Source organism: Spirochaeta dissipatitropha, from assembly GCF_054657935.1.
Genome location: NZ_BAAHXT010000025.1, coordinates 1 through 16,262 on the forward strand (window position 1 = coordinate 1; position 16,262 = coordinate 16,262).

General features: G+C 40.2%; 14 protein-coding genes. 11 read left to right on the forward strand and 3 right to left on the reverse strand.

The features are described 5' to 3' along the window. The first annotated feature begins 154 nt into the window (after positions 1–154). The 4 genes from ACYQ2L_RS16665 to ACYQ2L_RS16680 all read left to right on the forward strand — a co-directional run bounded on the left by ACYQ2L_RS16665 (position 155) and on the right by ACYQ2L_RS16680 (position 5,900). Positions 155–1,729: a GmrSD restriction endonuclease domain-containing protein gene (locus ACYQ2L_RS16665; RefSeq protein WP_460058144.1), complete on the forward strand. Its 1,575-nt coding sequence runs from the start codon at positions 155–157 to the stop codon at positions 1,727–1,729. An 11-nt stretch (positions 1,730–1,740) separates the two neighbouring features. Then, positions 1,741–2,748: a hypothetical protein gene (locus ACYQ2L_RS16670; RefSeq protein ID WP_460058147.1), complete on the forward strand. Its 1,008-nt coding sequence runs from the start codon at positions 1,741–1,743 to the stop codon at positions 2,746–2,748. A 131-nt stretch (positions 2,749–2,879) separates the two neighbouring features. Then, entirely contained in the window at positions 2,880–3,647 is a 768-nt protein-coding gene (locus ACYQ2L_RS16675; RefSeq protein WP_460058150.1) for a DUF1883 domain-containing protein, read from the forward strand. A gap of 96 nt (positions 3,648–3,743) precedes the next feature. Further along, complete coding sequence (locus ACYQ2L_RS16680) at positions 3,744–5,900, forward strand: AAA family ATPase (RefSeq protein WP_460058153.1); 2,157 nt, start codon at positions 3,744–3,746, stop codon at positions 5,898–5,900. A gap of 446 nt (positions 5,901–6,346) precedes the next feature. Here the strand turns inward: ACYQ2L_RS16680 and ACYQ2L_RS16685 are convergent, their stop codons facing one another. Continuing rightward, positions 6,347–6,523 (reverse strand): transposase, encoded by a 177-nt coding sequence (locus tag ACYQ2L_RS16685; RefSeq protein ID WP_460058156.1) that lies wholly within the window; start codon positions 6,521–6,523, stop codon positions 6,347–6,349. A gap of 25 nt (positions 6,524–6,548) precedes the next feature. Between ACYQ2L_RS16685 and ACYQ2L_RS16690 the strand changes: the two genes are divergently transcribed. Continuing rightward, on the forward strand, positions 6,549–8,105 hold the full coding sequence (locus ACYQ2L_RS16690; protein WP_460058158.1) for a S41 family peptidase: 1,557 nt from the start codon (positions 6,549–6,551) through the stop codon (positions 8,103–8,105). A 399-nt stretch (positions 8,106–8,504) separates the two neighbouring features. Here ACYQ2L_RS16690 and ACYQ2L_RS16695 read toward each other — a convergent pair whose 3' ends face one another. Continuing rightward, the gene (locus ACYQ2L_RS16695) at positions 8,505–8,750 is read right to left on the reverse strand and encodes a type II toxin-antitoxin system HicB family antitoxin (RefSeq protein ID WP_460058160.1); all 246 of its coding nucleotides are present in this window, start codon (positions 8,748–8,750) and stop codon (positions 8,505–8,507) included. Between the two features lie 980 nt (positions 8,751–9,730). On the opposite strand from ACYQ2L_RS16695, the gene ACYQ2L_RS16700 reads away from it, so the two are divergent. The 6 genes from ACYQ2L_RS16700 to ACYQ2L_RS16725 all read left to right on the forward strand — a co-directional run bounded on the left by ACYQ2L_RS16700 (position 9,731) and on the right by ACYQ2L_RS16725 (position 15,935). Next, positions 9,731–10,159 carry a lipocalin-like domain-containing protein gene (locus ACYQ2L_RS16700; protein WP_460058163.1) on the forward strand — a complete coding sequence of 143 codons (429 nt, stop codon included), beginning with the start codon at positions 9,731–9,733 and terminating at the stop codon, positions 10,157–10,159. Between the two features lie 859 nt (positions 10,160–11,018). Further along, the gene (locus ACYQ2L_RS16705; protein WP_460058166.1) at positions 11,019–11,540 is read left to right on the forward strand and encodes an Lcl domain-containing protein; all 522 of its coding nucleotides are present in this window, start codon (positions 11,019–11,021) and stop codon (positions 11,538–11,540) included. A 642-nt stretch (positions 11,541–12,182) separates the two neighbouring features. Next, entirely contained in the window at positions 12,183–13,745 is a 1,563-nt protein-coding gene (locus tag ACYQ2L_RS16710; RefSeq protein ID WP_460058179.1) for an endo-1,4-beta-xylanase, read from the forward strand. Positions 13,746–13,910: 165 nt separating this feature from the next. Further along, positions 13,911–14,519, forward strand: coding sequence for a hypothetical protein (locus ACYQ2L_RS16715; RefSeq protein ID WP_460058169.1), 609 nt, complete (start codon positions 13,911–13,913; stop codon positions 14,517–14,519). Then, positions 14,516–15,442 carry an SDR family oxidoreductase gene (locus ACYQ2L_RS16720; RefSeq protein WP_460058172.1) on the forward strand — a complete coding sequence of 309 codons (927 nt, stop codon included), beginning with the start codon at positions 14,516–14,518 and terminating at the stop codon, positions 15,440–15,442. Before ACYQ2L_RS16715 ends, ACYQ2L_RS16720 begins: the two co-directional genes overlap by 4 nt. Continuing rightward, positions 15,426–15,935: a TetR/AcrR family transcriptional regulator gene (locus ACYQ2L_RS16725; protein WP_460058175.1), complete on the forward strand. Its 510-nt coding sequence runs from the start codon at positions 15,426–15,428 to the stop codon at positions 15,933–15,935. The genes ACYQ2L_RS16720 and ACYQ2L_RS16725 overlap by 17 nt, the downstream gene beginning before the upstream one ends. 171 nt (positions 15,936–16,106) lie before the next feature. Here ACYQ2L_RS16725 and ACYQ2L_RS16730 read toward each other — a convergent pair whose 3' ends face one another. After that, on the reverse strand, positions 16,107–16,244 hold the full coding sequence (locus ACYQ2L_RS16730) for a hypothetical protein (protein ID WP_460058177.1): 138 nt from the start codon (positions 16,242–16,244) through the stop codon (positions 16,107–16,109). Between the last annotated feature and the right edge of the window lie 18 nt (positions 16,245–16,262).

Here is a 16,262-nt window from a genome sequence, read left to right on the forward strand (position 1 = left end):
GAGATAGCTACACTGACAGCGGTTAAGTACAACACGTCCCAACCCGCGGCTTGTACGTCAATGGCAAGGTGTAAAGGTGTGCTCTGGATCAGGCGACTTTTGGGGGCCGCAGGTTGGAACTATAATGTTCGCAATCAAGAATTGAGGAGAAATCGTGGCAGGAAGATCTAACTTAGTAAATCTAGACGCAATGATTAAGCGTGCTGATTTCGCATTAAATGACTCTGATGAACAATTGGCCTTTGAGCAATTTAACACTATCCCTGCTAGGGAGTTAATGTCAGGTGGCTTAACCGGGTCTATTTTACGGAAACCAGACTTCCAGAGAGAAACTAATCATTGGACTCCTGACCAAGTTGTTTCACTCCTTGAGTGTTATATAAATGGTGATTTGATACCTTCAGTAATTCTTTGGCGATCACCAACATATTTGTTTGTAATTGACGGCGGGCATCGCCTTAGTGTTCTTAAAGCATGGATGGAGGACGATTATGGTGACGGGCAAATATCACACAAAATGTTCGGCCATGATATTCCTAGTGAGCAGAGAAAAGCCGCTGAAAGAACCAGAAAATTAGTTAAAGAGCGCGTTAATACTTGGGCATATTATAAAAGCTTACAAGATGACGATGAGGATATTACTCAAGAACAAAGAACCAAGCTCTTAACATTGACTAGCAGAGGTCTTCAGGTCCAATGGGTTCAGGGTAATGCTGACAAAGCAGAAGCTTCCTTTTTCAACATTAATATGAAAGGAACACCTTTGGATGACCTTGAAGAGCTTTTGCTAAGAAACAGGAAAAAGCCAGTTCCAATTGCGGCAAGAGCAATCATTAGGGCTGGAAGAGGCCATAAGTATTGGTCGCAATTTGGCGACACAGTAGCTAATGATATTGAAGTAGAGTCTAAGAAATTAAGCACATTATTATTTAGTCCAGAGATTAAAAGACCAATAAAGACATTAGACTTGCCGCTAGGTGGCTCTAAAGGCATACGCACTGCAATACGTGTTCTAATTGACTTCATCTTATTTGCAAATAGAAAGCAACAATGTGATGCCCCTTCCGTAGACTCATATCAAGATGATCTAGATGGCCAATTAACGCTTTCTGTAATGAAAAAAGTCACAGCACTTGCATCCAGAATCACGGGAAATGATAAAGGAAGTCTTGGGCTGCATCCGGCTATTTACTATTATGGCCCGTCAGGCCGTCACTCTACTCCTATGTTTCTGGGAACGTCATCTCTAATTGCCGAGAAAATAGCAAATAATGACAAAAGATTTTTTCAAAAATTTTCTAATATTAGAGAGGGGCTGGAGTCGCTATTGATAGATCACAAGGACTTAATTGCTACTATTTTGCAAAAAAGCATAAGCATATATCGAGTTCCAAGATATCACAATTTATTAAATAACATCATCATCGCGTTAAGCGCTGGAGAAGAGGTTGGCGAGAAAGAGCTTATTTCGTTTTCTGATCTTGATGGGAAAATTATTGCTGGCGACTTCAAAAAGACTTCGACCAAAATAAGCGATGACGACAAAAGCAAGGTATTTATTGATGTGGCTCTTAAAAATGGAATTAAATGCTCCATATGCGGGGGTTATATAGATGTCGAAAAGTCTGTGTCCTACGACCATATAGAGCCAGTAAGAGATGGAGGTTTAGGTACTTCCGATAATGCGCAGCTTACACACCCATATTGCAATCAATCAGTAAAGCAGTAAGCGTATAACAAGTGGCTGTTGTTGGACGTACCTTCGCTGCGCTCCGGCACGCCGCAAAGCCAAGCGTTATGGAGGCAATGATGGAGCCAATTATTCAAGCAATTTACGTATGCGACACCCCATTCTACACTGTAATAGATGATGAAAATTCAGATTATTCATTTATCGACAATTATAATACAAATACATTCAAAACAATATTCAAAGGATTTGAACAAGAAATTTGTAAAAAAATCCTAACACATGAAAATGCTACTTTAATGCGGCTGCTTAGTGGTCATTTACAAGAAACTCTTTTTGCATTTCTGTTTGCTTTATTACAAGCACCTCATGCAATAATTGCTTGGCTGACATTATACAAAAATCAAGATATTGATATGTTACTGGATCATATTAACAATAAAAAAGATTTCAAATACTTCAAATTTAAAATTGATAGAGTATGCTGGGATTCTATATCTGAATTTCTTCATCCAATTAATAGAGATGATAATGTTAATAAAAGCATAAAGTATTTATCAAAGTTTTTGAGAGTACTATCTGCTGAATATTTGGATGACAGACGTCGTTCTGAGTACAATTCTATAAAACACGGTTTAAAAATTTTAAATGGTGGTTTTAAGATGCAAATAGGTCGTGCTAATAAAAAATTAACGATTTCTGGATTGCATGGAAGCATGTTCTATACCAAGAATAAATGTAATTTTAACAGTATTATTTTTCATAAGATAAATCGTACATCAATAAATTGGAACGTACAGGAAATATATAATCGATCTATGATATGCATGAATATAATTGATAATATACTAAATGTGTTTAAATTCTTTCACGAAGGCGATAATACGAAATTTTTATACTATATATTTGACCATTCGGACAATGCCAAATTTTTTAATGATGAGCAAGAGTCTTCTGTTATATCTATTAATAGAAAAATAGATCCAGCCATTGTTTCTGAGTGCATTAATGAAATTGATATTGAGAAATTTTATGAAGAAAAACTTGTAATTATATAAGTCCATAACAATTGCATTAACCTGACCGCCTACTGTCATGGTTTTTGCTGCTCTGGCTTTCGCCGGGCAAAAACCACGCCAGCTCAACGGCTTGCAGGTTATGCAAACGTTATGCCTAAAAGGAGTCGACATTGAATTACTTAAAGTATGATCTTGGCAATCTCAAGAGAGGCGAGGTGGTTGAGGTTACTTTGTCCAGTGGCGCGAATGTTCGGCTGATGGATAGCTCTAATTTCAACAGCTATAAGAACGGACGAAAACATAAGTTCTACGGTGGGTTAGCGAAGAAATCACCAATAAGAATAGCAGTTCCGAATTCTGGCCACTGGTATGTTGCTGTTGATATGCAGGGGTTGCGCGGCAGTACAAATGCCTCTGTTCGTGTTGTGCCCGGGGCCTTGCCCGAAATCCAGGAACGCCGGCTTTCTGAAGTGCCGAGTTTGGTACGAGACAATGTTCCACCTCCTACAGAAACTGGTGGAGAGACGCATGATGTATTTATTTCTCATGCGTCAGAAGATAAAGATGAATTTGTTAGGCCACTTGCCAATGCATTGATAAATGAAGGCCTGAACGTTTGGTACGACGAAATGACGCTTAGGATTGGAGATAGCCTAAGGCAAAAAATCGACAAAGGCTTAGCTAATAGTCGCGTTGGGCTCGTAGTTCTTTCCCCTTCGTTTATTTCAAAGGGCTGGACCAATTACGAACTTGACGGAATCGTTACGCGCACGGTCTCCGGCGAGCAGGTTCTACTGCCGATTTGGCATAACATTACAAAGCAGCAAGTTGTTGATTATAGTCCGTCTCTGGCTGATAAAGTTGCGAGGAGCACCGCCACTCATACCATCAATGAAATTGCGGCTGAAATCGCTGAGCTTATAAGGTCGAGGGCATAACAAATTGCTGCACTCGGAAAAATTACACGCTGCAGTACCCGCAATTTTCCGGTGAGCAAGGCGTTAGGTGGACGCCTTCGGAGCAAAGGAGAAATTATGAAAATCAAATTTGAGAAAATTGTTTTTGGAGATCGATTTTGTACAGATTTTGTAAATCTAAATATTAATAATATTCTCGAATTTAATGATAATCGTGTATGCATTGTTTATGGCCCAAATGGAACTGGAAAAACAAGTCTTTCCAATGTTCTACGGATGGATAACAAAGAAATAGATTGTATCATGGCAGTAGATGGTGTTCCTTATACCAAAGATAGCACTCCGGCTTTTCATGTTATTGAAGATCAAAATGGAAGGAACATTATTGCAGGTAGTACTGAAGACTTTATTTTAGGAGACAATATAAAAAGAGAATATGAGCTAAAGAAAAGACTCGATACCGGATTTGATAAGCTTCTTAAAACTACAATTGTAAACGAACTTAAGAACAACTTCGGTATTTCAAAGAAAAATACTCCTTTTGATGATTTAATTAGTAATCCCAAGATCTTTGAATTTGTTTCGGATATTGCAAATAATCGATCAAAAGGAAAAAATATAAATTGGTCTGATTTTGTAAATATTATATCATCTCTTTCATTGGTAAATATTGATGAAGCACAATATCCATATTTTTCATATTTTATAACAGACTATAAAAATGATGATTCAATCATAAGGAAGTTCTTGAACATTAGTCTGTCGACTATTACTAAAGAACCATATTATCAAAAAATTGAACAGACAAGCGAGGCGATTCGAATACTTGAGAAATATAAATCCTTACCCGAATGCATTGTATGTGATAATGATATTGAATATGAAACCTTAATTAACAAAAAAAAGACTCAAAATGAATCTGCAATAGCATCTTTAAGTAAAGAGTCAAAAGATATCATTAAGAATATTATTACGGAAATTACTAGAGAAGATCCATTTTTAATTAAACAGAGTCTTGAGTCAGCTATGTTAGAAGGAACAAATGAGAAAATAATTGAAAAGCATGCTGAGATTAACGAATATAAAAAGTTATTTGAAAAAAAAATATATAATATGCTTATAATTTCTTTAGCTGAAAGTGAATTGAAATCTATGCTTGAGGAGTATTCTACTATTACTCAAGAAAGCCCTGAGTTTGAAAATGAAGATATTATTTTTATAGAAACATTTTTAAACGATTGCTTAGAAAGAAAGATAAAACTTGAACGTGATGGTGAAAAAAATCTTCGATTACTTCTTGGGAAAGAAGAATTTCTCAATCAACCAAGAAATTCTCTCTCGCTAAGCAATGGTGAACAGAACTTTTTATCTCTTGCCTTTGAACTTATGAAAGCCAGAAAAATTGAGAAAAAACTAATTGTATTAGATGACCCTATTTCAAGTTTTGATTCAATATATAAAAATAAAATTGCATATGCAATTTTAAAAATACTCAACAATAAAAAATCGATTATTTTGACTCACAACACTGATCTTATAAAACTATTAGAACATCAAGCACAAAAAAGTTTTAAACTTTATCAATTACATAATAGAAGTAATGGCGAAAATGGTTTTGTGTATATTGACAGAAAAGAAGTTAAGTTGCTGTTATATATTCATGAAGTATTGCAGTTATTAAGGGAGGATATCAAATCAGAAATAGTAAATGAGAAAGGCTTTCTTGTTTCTATTATTCCTTTTATGCGGGGATATTGTCAAATCGTTGGTGATGTTGACTCGAAAAATAAGCTTACCAAGCTAATGCATGGTTATGAAACAGAGGTGATAAATATTTCCGAAATATTTCAAAAAATATTTTCCGATAAAATTATTACAGGTGTACATTGTATATCTGTCTCAGATATTTTGGCTATGGATGTTCATGATGTACAGATTATAAAGAACCTTACATATCCTTTGTTTAGTCGAACTTTGCAGCATACATTTACCTATTTGTATTTGCGTTTAGCTGTTGAAAAAAAATTAACAGAAAAATATTCCATAAACACAAGAAACAATGATATGCTCTCAAAAATAATACTTTCGTCATTTAAAACAAACTCCAAAAAAGATATTAATAATCGTGTTTTTTTTCTTTCCAGAAAGACGTTACTTAATGAATTCAATCATTTCGAAATGGATATGAATATTTTCCAACCTGCAGTTGATATTCAAAATCAAGTTCTTGCAAAAGAAACAGAAGACATACTAAATAAACTAGAATCTTTATAAACTAGCACCTAACACATATAAGACCTCCTGCCGTCAAGACATAAAGTGAGCCCTGCTTCGATTTAGTTCTATTCCTGAGTCTCATGTTGACAGATCATGCCGGAGATAGTATATAATCTGTTTGGGAATTCTCAGATTGGAAGTGCAGAACAATGGTCTGCACCAAAAACATATCGACGTTCACGTTCGCTAACGTGTCGTAGAATCAATTCTATACCCGGTTTCCACCTGATGCAATTGGCAAGAGGTCAGCAAAGCTGCCTCAGTTAGGTGTGCAGGTCAGATCGGGACAGATAGACCACGGAATACTTCCTGCATGATCTGCCTGTGATTGTAAAAGGAAGCCCGTATACCAGTCGAATTAACCGCGAAAGAATCAGCGACCAATTGAGCAGGAAGCAAGAAACATTCAGCGCTGCAGATTAATCTGCTTCGCTGAATGCCCATTAATGGTGAGCGTTTCCGGTTTTATTGTGCTCTCCCTTCATCCGTTTTCCGGCTGATTTATGAGCACATTTGACAAATCGAGCGTTGGAAATGAAGTTCCCTACTCCTGGGAATCGCGATGTATCCTGTATTTCGTACAGGATCACCAGTGCAGCAAAATGGTCTGCACAACACACATTTAAAATTATATTTAGAACAATTATGCTTAGAAAAAACCTGCTAAAAATATTTTTACTTTACTTAATTTTTACTTTCTTTAGCACCTGTGACAAATCCATTGAACTTGGAGTTAGTCCTCAAAGGTTGACCGAAGTCCCTATTCGATATTTATGGGAAGCCATAGAAGAAAACCGCTTTGTAGAGGCAAAGAGTGAAGAAGAAATACAAGCATATATTCAGAATCTGATTGCCGGGTCAGAGAATAAGGCTTTTCCTGATGGCTATGTACAGCCACCAACACAAGACAACTATGACAGAGGAAGACTGTTAACAAAAGAAGAGCTTCTTGAAGACATTGAGTATTTTTTTAATCTGATGGAATACGGCTACGCTGGCTATGTTTTCTATGATGCACAGCAGTGGCAAGACAGCAAAGTGCAAATTACCAATGATGCCTTACAGACTTTAAAAACAGAGCCTACTTTTGCTGCTGGCCGCTTAGAAAATATTTTTCAACAATATTTAACATTCATAAACGATGCGCATTTTACCATTGGCAATAAACGTTTGAATACGCAATATCTTGCGCATATGAATAATGATTTGGCTGTATATCATGAGAATAATGAATTTGTTTTTTATGAAGCTGAAAAGAAATTTACCATAAAGAGCATTGAAGGTGCAGAGCCAAAAGAATATTTACGTTTATCGTTAGATGATGAAGGTAGGCTGGTTTACAAACTTTTTGTGCTCAGACAACCTGGAGGAGATGTAACTGTTCGAATGATCTATGTCAATGTAGATAACTTACACAATGAACAGGAAAAGCTTGTACGCTTAAGGTCTTTTGAATTCGATCAGTATGAAAGTATAGCCTATAAGCAGGAAGAGATTAATGGAATTCCTGTTATTACAAGTCGCCGTTTTTGGGAGCAGCAGCCAGGCGAACTAGAGGCATTTGTTGAAAGTTATAGTAGCCTTCGAGATAAAGATGTTGCGATCCTGGATATACGAGGGAATCCTGGGGGGGCGAGTATATTTGCTAGTGAATGGATGAGTAAATATTTAGGAGAACATAGTAATTGGTCTGTTGTGAGTATAGATCGTAGAACAGATATTACTATGCAACTATCCAGAGTATTTTATGTCAATACTGATGTAGAAACCCAACAGATTGAAGCCTTTGTTAATAGATTTTCTGCATCACCGGAGGGTTGGGGACGATTAAACATTTTTTTCCCAAAAAAGTTTGAAAACCATCGCTATCTTGTGGTTTTAATGGATAATGGAGTGGCCTCATCAGGAGAGGCTTTCATCGATAAGTTGAAGCAAATTGATAATGTTATATTAATCGGTTCCAATTCTAGAGGCGTTGTTAGTGTTGGGAACAATTTTCAGTTTAGCTTATTAAATTCGATTATTCCTTTTAGCTTTGGTACTAGCTTAATTTTCCCTTTAGACTTACAAAATATCGAAGGCAAAGGGTTTGTGCCTGACATCTGGGTTGAACCAGGGAAAGAGCTGGAACTGGCGTTAAAGTTTATAGAGAACTACTTGCTCTTACAAAACTTAAGAGGCCTGGACAGTTTGAGACAGTAGGAAAAAGGCAACGACGACGATGTAGCTTCTGATGTTGATGATGGTAGTACTGCTGGGCAATATTAGGGCTTCATCGTTTCGTCTATTTACTCTGAGACAAATCCTGAGATTTTTTTAGTATAATCTCAGACTAACACAGACAACTCCAGACAAAGCTCTTGATTTTTATTGATTCTAATTTATTGTAGAATATAAACTTAGACAAATACAGCTAAATCAGTACAAAGATAATTTTCTGATTTGGGCAGAGTACAAGTCTGGGGGACTTGGGGTCGGCGGTTCGAATCCGCCCAGCCCGACTTATTACAAAGCCGATCGGATTTATCCGGTCGGCTTTTGTTATATAGAGACGGGCTGGGGGACCCAGCGGTTTCTGTGAAACCGCGAGTGCGACAGGGATTACGCAGTAATCCCGAGAGCCCAGCCCGACAAAGGAAGAGACTTAGATTTTTTGGGAAGCGGATTGCCATGTTCAATATACGATCCAATGATCTTTCGAGCTAAATCCTGTGTAATTTCGACAGTATCGGAAATAGTTCTGCCTTGGGCAACAAGTCCAGGCACGTCAGGAGATTCTGCCATAAACTGTCCATTTTCAACCTGATTAATTGTCAGGTGCATAACATACTGGTTTTCTATATCCAAATTGCACTACTTGTTTGATGGAAGTAAAGAAGGCATTGACAAAGTACAATCCGGTATAACTGGATGCAGCCGTGATTACGAATGGATTATTGAAAAAAAGAAAACCCGAATCCTGCACCGTCGCTAAGGACGGGAGAAGGAAGGCCGAGGTTCACTTTTGTAATAGTAGCATCTGAAAATAAAAAAACCAGAACAATCTCTGGGCGCCTACAGGACACAATGCCCATGGGGATGATAGGGTTCGCCTAATCCGCTTCCCAATCCGATGTCAACAATGGCAGGCATAGAGATATTAAACGGTTGCCAGCGACTCGCACATTCAGGACCTACTATAACCATGACTAAATAACAATAAGCAGTGCGACTCATGGACAATTTTTACATCCCCAGGCGCATTGTGTATTCAATTGGATTAAGGCATATTCAGGTGACGACTAAAAGTCGAAGAACTGGGTGTGACTTTATATCGGCATGTGTGGCGCAGTGATGAGTTACAGCGCAAGCCTTTAATCAGAGTTGTCGTTGTTTCAATCAGGAAAAATTAATTGTCCAGAACACCCGAATTATTTCGATGTCATCGTAAGGGCTGCGAACCACGATAGCTGGAAGCAACAGCTGGGCAATGCTCTTCGACAATTCGCAACACATGCAGGATGGTTTGTGGTCAGATACTCTTCAAATGAATCCTGAAGATCAAAAGAGATATCAAAAAGAATCTGAGCACCGCCAATAATTTCTATAATGCTTTTCGTCATATACGTTCCTCTCTGGCGTTTTATTTGTGGTTAATTAAAACTGCCAGAATACGGGGTTTCTATCTACTTTTTTTACAGTCATGATTCAAGTGACGTTGTTTAGCTCAAAAAAATACGTTAGCCCGAAATTTTTTTTAAGGGAATATAATATTATTAGGAATAATTTGTGTAATTTAAAAATTATTTAAGGCTGCGTATTATATATAATGCTTAAGGAGATATTTTATGAAAAAAATATTTATTTCAGGAAGCTTATTAATTATTCTTGGTTTAGCATTCCTTTTTATGGGCTGTGATCTGCTTAACTCAGATTATCCATCTGAATCTTCTCAGCCAACTGAGCCAACTGTTGAAGTTGATCCATTGATCGGGACATGGGAGATGACAGGTTACTGTTCTTTCTTAAATGCAATGGATGTAGAAACCTGGACGTTTGAAGGAGATGAAACTTTTTCATGGAGGTATAGAACTATTGGACGTGATGGGGGTGATTTGGATCAGGAAAGTAGTGGCACTTATTCGAATGAAGGTTCCATTTTAAACCTAGAATGGGGTGGCGTTCAAAGATATAATTACTCCATAAGTAATAATTTTTTAACTCTAAGCGATGCAGACATAGATGATCCGACTATACGGATATTTGATAGAAAATAATCCTTAACGGGAATTGCAGAATCTATCTGCAATTCCCGCCTTCCATTATTTACGCCATCTGCTTCCGAAAGCACGATTAGTAGTTGAGAGATAAAATGGGGTTTTGATCATTGTCTGACTCCGGCACCCTGCATATCCGAAGGGTGCATGCTCTGTGATTTGCGCTTTTGGTGCAGGTCTACTTCCTGCACCATTACCCAGACCTTTTGACCTGTTTTTTTATAAACTTACCGGGTCTCGACAAAGCAGTCTGCAAGTCTGTTTATGTGTACCAGGCCATCCTGATACACCCCCCAATATCCACAAAGGAACCAATCTGCTTCGCTCATCCTGGTGCCCAAGCAGTGTGCATAGTGTACGGCCAAGGCCTGATGGATTCCCGTGAATGCATCTGTAAAAAGGGATACCTGTTCTCCCGTTTTTAGCCTTGACAGCTCGAATAGCTTCTCCTACAGTTTAACATGAGTAAATTGATCGTTTATAACTGTGACGCTATGTATGGCTTGCCACTCGGGCTGAGCGGGCGAGGTGGGATACCCAACGGGAGTACAGGATGGGATGCAGAAAGCAGTGGTGGGGTGTGTTGGCAGTGATAGCCGCGGTAGCAGTGCTTATTACGATGAGCGGGTGCCGCAATGAGCTACTTGACGCTGAGGAGAACGAAAGCGAACTGGATACCTATACGGTGACATTCGAGAAGCAAGGTGGGATAGGCGGGTCGGTCAGTGTAACCGCGATCATAGGGCAGCCGATGCCGACCGGACTCGCTCCTACGAAAGCTGGGGCGGTGTTCGACGGGTACTACACTCGGCTTTACACGGCGCCAGGGGGAACTGGCACGCAGTATTACACGGCAGAGATGGAGAGCGCTCGAAACTGGGACATATCGACGGACGTGGAACTCGTTGCGCATTGGGCTTACCAGATCGGTGATACCGGACAGGCCGGAGGAATCGTGTTTTACGACAAGGGAGAGTACACCCAGGGGTGGCGGTATCTTGAGGCGTGGACGACCAATGAGGACGGCATGCATGCTTGGAAGCTCAGCAGCACCTACACATCAGGTACGGTTACAGATGTGGGTAGCGGATACGACAACACGTATACCGCGATGAGTGGGGCCGAGCATCCTGCAGCGGAGGTCGTGAGAAACGCTACGCACGGAGGATACGAGGATTGGTTCTTACCGTCTCTGGATGAGCTTGATCTCATGTATGAAAACCTGCATAAAGAGGATATTGGCGATTTTGTGCCAGGTGACTATTGGAGTTCCTCTGAGTACGATGAGAACCAGGCGTGGTTTCAGATCTTTGCCAATGGTAATCAGCATGACTACAGCAAGACCTACGGAGGCAGCGTGCGTGCAGCCCGGGCTTTTTAGCTAATGAGCAATTTAGCTATTTCTTCGGAAAAAGGGAAGGCGGGGTTCACAATATAAGATGATAGCAATTGTGCGCGTTTGCCAGTGACTCGTACATTCACAAGTCTACCAGTAGGCGCAATCCTTCTTATTGATACTATATTAACCGTTATAAATAATATGTAAAACTACATCTGCGCCATTTCGCAGAGATCTCCTATGTTTAACAGGTACTATAGATAACTGTATAATTAATCCCTCCATGTCATCTCAATATAACTTGATTTGATTCATAGGAACAGAGCACAAAAATTCAGTAGAATGACCGATGCGTTTTTAACTTTATGACCTATATACCCCACACCGCAACGAACCTATCATAAGAAAGATTTACTCCCGACCCAAAGGCTATTTACGCTTTTTGATCAGGAGTCAGTAACCTAGTTTTCTTTGGAGGAATACATGCAAGGTAATCGATTTATTAGATTGGTTGTTCTACTTGGGCTCTTTGTTCTCTTGATTATTGGCTGTTCTACTACAGATAGTCAGCCATCTCCTTCGGCTGGAGGAACATCAGAAACACCAGAAACATCAAGACTATCAGGTGCACCAGATACCCTGGATCAAGAACCATTATATCTCATTTGGCAAGATCACTTTCTTATTGGTAACATTTATACCCCCTGGTTCCGCAATGACTTACGGGGCGATATATTGGCCAATCATTTTAACGTTATTACCGCCGAAAACATTATGAAGCCCGATCATATGCAGAGGGTACAAGGAGTATTTACCTTTAATGACTCGAATAACATGATGGATTTTGCGTTAGCAAACAACCAGGAAGTTGTCGGTCACACTCTGGTTTGGCATTCTCAGTCCTTCCCCTGGTTCGAAGACTTAAATCCAGACCGGGAACAAGCTATTGCTATTATGCAGGAACATATTCGAACTGTTATGGGTCATTTTATTGAAAGAAACCCAGGGCTTATTACCGGTTGGGATGTGCTCAACGAGGCAATTCAACCTAGACAGGGCTATGATCCAGAGGATTGGCGCTTGCATCTTCGAGATACCAAATGGCTGCGGTCTATCGGCGATGACTATATTGCTATTGCCTTTAACACAGCTCACGAAATGGATCCCGACGCAATCCTGTATTACAACGACTATAATGACAATGACTATTTCAAAGCCACCATTATTAAAGCCATGGTACAGGAATTACGGGATCAGGGTGTTCCCATCCATCGTATCGGAATGCAAGGCCATTATAACTTGCAGACCCCCATTAACTCTATTCGTACAAGCGTTGAGCGCTTCAGGCAAATTACAGGCCACCCTGATTTACCACCAATCGGTCTTAGTTTTACTGAAATCGATGTAATGGTGCCCGGTTATGAGTCGGCTGCTCGTTTACCCAGCGATCTCGAGATTAGCCAGGCTCAGTTCTATGCTCAGTTAATGCAGATACTTCGCGAACATAGCGATGTGATTCATCGGGTAACCTTCTGGGGTATGTCTGATCGGGATTCCTGGAGATCTGATCGTCATCCTAATCTCCTTGATAATCAGTATGGTCCAAAGCAAGCTTTCTTTGCAGTATCTGATCCCGATGGATTCCTTGCAGCTCATCCGGTTCCAGATATTCCAGAAGCACAGACAGCCATTGCAGCCCCGGGGCAGCCCGTTGTAGGAACCTTTGACATTGATGCCTACAGCAATGCTCAAGCGATTCCTGTGGCCAATCAAATGACTGCCCATAACGGAGCTACTGGTGTGGCTCGAGTTGTATGGAACGACGATGCCATTTATATTCTGGTTCAGATTAATGATTCAACACCTAGTGTTGATGCCACAGCTGCCCATGAACAGGATTCTTTCGAGGTCTTTGTATCAAACACCGATTCGAGAACTACCACTTATCGATCAGGTGACTTCCAGCTTCGGTTTAACCGGGAGGGTGTTCATACCTATGGTTCTACAGGAACTATCGAAGGTATGACCTTTGAGGTCGACAACAGTCCACAGGAATACCAGGTCGAAGTACGTATCCCTTTGGAGGGCCAGTTATATTCGGGCCGAAGAATCGGTTTTGACTTACAGGTGAACGATGCCTGGGTTTCTAATGGATCACCAAATCGACAAGCCTTTACCAAATGGAATGACCATACCGATAACGGTTGGCAGGCAACCGAATTCTGGGGTTGGTTGGTACTGGAATAAGAAAGGTCAAACGTTCAACCAAGCTGACCAGATTCATGAGCCCAAGTACTTACTTGGGCTCTTTTTATGTGCCTGGTAGGGTCCTGCTTCGCATTGACTGTGCCGTGAATTTGAATTAATATAGACCGATCGGTCTATAAAGATCGAAAACATAGGGGGATAATTGTGGATACTATTAGATGGAAACTTCCGCCAAAACGCCGAGGAGTGGCAGGGAAGCTGGATTCATTTATTGGGCCAGGGGCGACCAAGGCTGAACTGCGGATTCAGTTTGGGGGAGCAATAATTGCTGCAGCTGGAGCTGGTTTCTATGCTGCAGTAATGCGACCTGACTGGGGTCCACTATATCTTATTGTTGTAGGACTATTGGCCCTTGATCTAATGGGTGGCGTTATAACAAATGCAACATCTGCAGCAAAAAGGTGGTATCATCGAGCTGAGTTAGGGCTTAGAGCACATCTCACGTTTGCAGCGGTACATCTCTTGCATATTGTCCTTGTTGCCTGGTTGTTCATGAATGGCTCTTTTGTATTTTTCTTTCAGGCAAGCGGATTACTGGTTATTTCTATACTTCTTGTTCAGTTTTCTCCGCTATACATGCAACGCCCAATTGCATTTTCCTGCTACTCGGTTGCGCTATTATTTTTCATTTACGGTCCGTCAGCAGTTGTGGGCTTGGAGTGGTTTGTACCCTTCTTCTATCTCAAAGTGGTGATGTCACATGCTGTACGTGAAGAGCCGTACCGTCCGAATTGGGAAGATTTAGCGATATGAGTGATTTTAACAATACTGATACAGATTTTTCTGCTACCAATTCGAAAGTATTAGTAGCTGGTGCTACGGGGTATCTTGGACATGCGGTTGTTCAATCTCTCAAGCAGCATGGATACTGGGTTCGTGCCATAGTCAGGACATCACGTCAAGCAGAAGAAATGAATGAGCGTGTAGACGAGGTACGTATTGCTAAAGTCACAGAGCCTCAAGAGTTACTCGGTATTGCAGATGATATCGATATAATTTTTTCAAGTATTGGTATTACTCGGCAGAAGGATGGCTTGACATATTGGGATGTTGATTATGGAGCAAATAAGAATCTTCTCACAGAAGCCTTGCGTTCTGGAGTAAAAAAGTTCATTTATACCTCCGTATTTAATGCAGATGCCGTTCTGTCTTCAAAAATGGTGTACGCGAAAGAACTTTTCGTTAAAGAATTACAGGTAGCCCCTATTGAGAGTTGTGTCCTACGACCTACGGGTTTTTTCTCCGACATGGAGAATTACATGTTGGAAACTGCACTTGATAACCGATCAATTATGTTGATTGCAAGAGGTAGACATAAGTTGAACCCAATATCAAGTAATGATTTAGCAGAGGTTGTGACGAAATGTATACAGTCATCCCTAAAAGAGGTTAGTGTCGGCGGTCCTGAAGTATATTCCATGTTTGATCTGGCGAAGATTACGTATCGCATTGTAGGCAAAAAAGCTAAGCTCCTATATGTACCTGCATGGGCTGCCAGAATAATACGCAAGCTATTAGTGGTCTTCACACCGTTATCTGTCCATGGACCAATAGAATTCAGTTTGCTTGCGGGTTTACATGATTGGGTAGCACCATCCACAGGTACTGAAAATATTGTCGAACATTTTGAAAAAATCGCAGCTGACAGGATTGAGAACAATGCCCAAAGTGGTTGACCATGACGCCTGGCGGCAAGAGCTTGTTCAGAGGGCAATTCCGGTATTTCGAAAACATGGATATAGTGGTGTTGGAATGCGCATGCTGGCGCAAGAGATGGGTGTTTCTAAAACCTCCCTGTATCACTACTACCCCAATAAAAGGTCTTTATTTCTTGACTGCTCTCGTCATGTAGCGAATATTCATATAAGAGAAGATGTTTCGCCTATTATGGCGATCATAGAGTTGGTGTCAGAATTAGAACTAATTTTTTTAGGCGAGATTCGACTACTTGTGGATTATCTTGGGCAGCTTGAAATATCAGCAGTGGAGGATGAAGCTTTAGCTTTGGTTAACGACCAATACGACGAAGCATTCTCAAGAGTAGTAGGGAAGGATAAGGCTCAACAAGTATTAATTCTGGTATACGGCTACTTGCTGAAGCGAATGATTGACATTCGATCCACAGACATATCAGAATTGCGCTCTTTGCTGGAATTAGTTCTGAAATAATCCCCTTTGGAGAGGAAGAATGCTTACGCCTGGTTATTTATACTCCGAGGCTTGTAACTGAAGCAATAATAGTAGATAAAATTAGTCACTATTATGAGGGTATCAAGCAACTGGGAGTATTTTTGTGGCGAATTTTATTAGGGTACCTCTGTACGCACAAATGATTACAGCCTACGTCTCCTTGGCCATCGGTTTGCTTGCTGTATACCAGGCAGTTTTGTTAATCCGGAGATATTGCTTGGCACGCAGAGGTTCATTGCCAAAACATTTTAGGGTGTTATATTTCGTCGCGCTTTTTTTTTCTGCCATATCCTTATTTTACGGATT

Coding starts and splice junctions, on each gene's coding strand:
- ACYQ2L_RS16680 (WP_460058153.1), top strand. CDS start 3,744: ATGAAAATCAAATTTGAGAAAATTGTTTTTGGAGATCGATTTTGTACA.
- ACYQ2L_RS16690 (WP_460058158.1), top strand. CDS start 6,549: ATGCTTAGAAAAAACCTGCTAAAAATATTTTTACTTTACTTAATTTTT.
- ACYQ2L_RS16700 (WP_460058163.1), top strand. CDS start 9,731: ATGAAAAAAATATTTATTTCAGGAAGCTTATTAATTATTCTTGGTTTA.
- ACYQ2L_RS16705 (WP_460058166.1), top strand. CDS start 11,019: ATGGAGAGCGCTCGAAACTGGGACATATCGACGGACGTGGAACTCGTT.
- ACYQ2L_RS16720 (WP_460058172.1), top strand. CDS start 14,516: ATGAGTGATTTTAACAATACTGATACAGATTTTTCTGCTACCAATTCG.
- ACYQ2L_RS16725 (WP_460058175.1), top strand. CDS start 15,426: ATGCCCAAAGTGGTTGACCATGACGCCTGGCGGCAAGAGCTTGTTCAG.
- ACYQ2L_RS16730 (WP_460058177.1), bottom strand. CDS start 16,244: ATGGCAGAAAAAAAAAGCGCGACGAAATATAACACCCTAAAATGTTTT.